This window comes from Methylobacterium sp. GC_Met_3 (assembly GCF_026540775.1).
GTDB lineage: Bacteria > Pseudomonadota > Alphaproteobacteria > Rhizobiales > Beijerinckiaceae > Methylobacterium.
In genome coordinates, this window is record NZ_JALNUL010000148.1 from 1 (window position 1) to 1,492 (window position 1,492).

Annotated in this window: 2 protein-coding genes; one reads left to right on the forward strand and one right to left on the reverse strand. The window is 60.2% G+C overall.

Features of this window, described 5'->3' with window-relative positions; genetic code table 11:
• Nucleotides 1-232: hypothetical protein (locus tag OXS27_RS32220; protein ID WP_267361728.1), on the reverse strand; the 232-nt coding region annotated here is incomplete at its 3' end.
• A gap of 342 nt (nucleotides 233-574) precedes the next feature.
• Here OXS27_RS32220 and OXS27_RS32225 point away from each other — a divergent pair.
• Nucleotides 575-1,321 (forward strand): Crp/Fnr family transcriptional regulator, encoded by a 747-nt coding sequence (locus OXS27_RS32225; protein ID WP_267361729.1) that lies wholly within the window; start codon nucleotides 575-577, stop codon nucleotides 1,319-1,321.
• Nucleotides 1,322-1,492: the final 171 nt, after the last annotated feature.

Below are 1,492 nucleotides of genomic sequence, written 5' to 3' on the forward strand. Positions count from 1 at the left end.
CTAGCACCTGATCGATGACGATGAGCACAGAGGCGGTCAGTATGTTCCGGCCGGCCTCGTTGCGAACCTCAGCCCGATACTGGGCAGCGGGCCGTCCCTTGTGTTCAGACCTAAGCATATCGGCCAACGTCTTACGGACAACCTCCCGCACAGCAGCCTCGTCCGGCAACTCATGGCCGACGTCATCTATGGAGACGATGCTGTTGAAGGTGTCGATGAAGAAACGGGGCATCAGGTCCTCCCAATCGCAGGCGGGAGCGCTCGCCTCACCCAGTCGCTAGCGCCTACAATCGATCGGCCGACGATGCCTTGTTGTGCCTTGTGCACCCGTAGAAATCTGTAACTTACTTTGAATTACGAGCCACATTGTTGCGAGTGTTAAATCAATCTTATCCCGATGATATACTTACGTAAGTAAAATCGGTCCTTTATAACATACATTAGATATGCCGGCTGCTTTAGGTTAGAATTTGTTTATCGGTACAATTGTGTATTATCAGACCAATGTTCGGCTGACGGCGGAATGCGGCCTCACGGTCCTCTGTGATCAGCATGGCCGAGCTGCAAGGGGCGAATGTCCAATCCGCTGACCATGAAGCTCGAATACGGAGTCCGTCTGACAGACAATGACCGCGACGTCCTGCAGGACCTTACCAGAAGGACTCGCCGCATCGTGCGGCATTCGGACATCAGCCCCGAAGGCGAGCGGCCTGAGAACGTGCACCTCGTCGTGGAGGGCCTCGCCTGCCGCTACAAGACCCTCAGCGATGGGCGACGCCAGATCATGGCTTTCCTGGTGCCGGGCGATTTTTGTGACCTACACGTCGCCATCCTCGGCGAGATGGACCACAGCATCGGCACCGGCTGGGGCTGCACCATCGTGGACATCCCGCGCTCGGCCATCGAGCATCTAACGGCCCACCACCCCCGCATCACGCGGGCGCTCTGGTGGGCGACCCTGGTTGATGAGGGCACGCTGCGGGAGTGGCTCGTGAACATGGGCCAACGCGACGCCGATCGGCAGATGGCGCATCTCGTCTGCGAGTTGCTCGTGCGTCTACAAGTGGTCGGCCTCGCGAGCCCGGACAGCTTCGAGTTCCCGATCACCCAGGAGGACCTCGCCGACACACTGGGGATCACCCCCGTGCACGTGAGCCGGGTCCTTCAGGATCTGCGGGGTCAGGGTCTGCTCGAATGGAGGAGCAAGCGCCTGCGCATCCCCGACGTGGCGCGGCTGATGGCATTCGCTGAGTTTGATCCGAAATACCTGCACCTGAACCGGCGCGACGACGACGAACGTCCGCTCTCCGACACGCTGTAGACTGGCTGCTGCGGAACGTCTGCTCCCGGGAGAAGGCTCAAGATCCGCTTCCCACCCCGAGCCGAAGTTGCCGGAGGACTGACGAACGGCCGCTTTGGAGAAGCGCCGACGAAGGTCCAGCCGGCTGGGTTGGGTCGTTAGTAGGCCGTCCGCTTTTCGGCAGGACCGCTC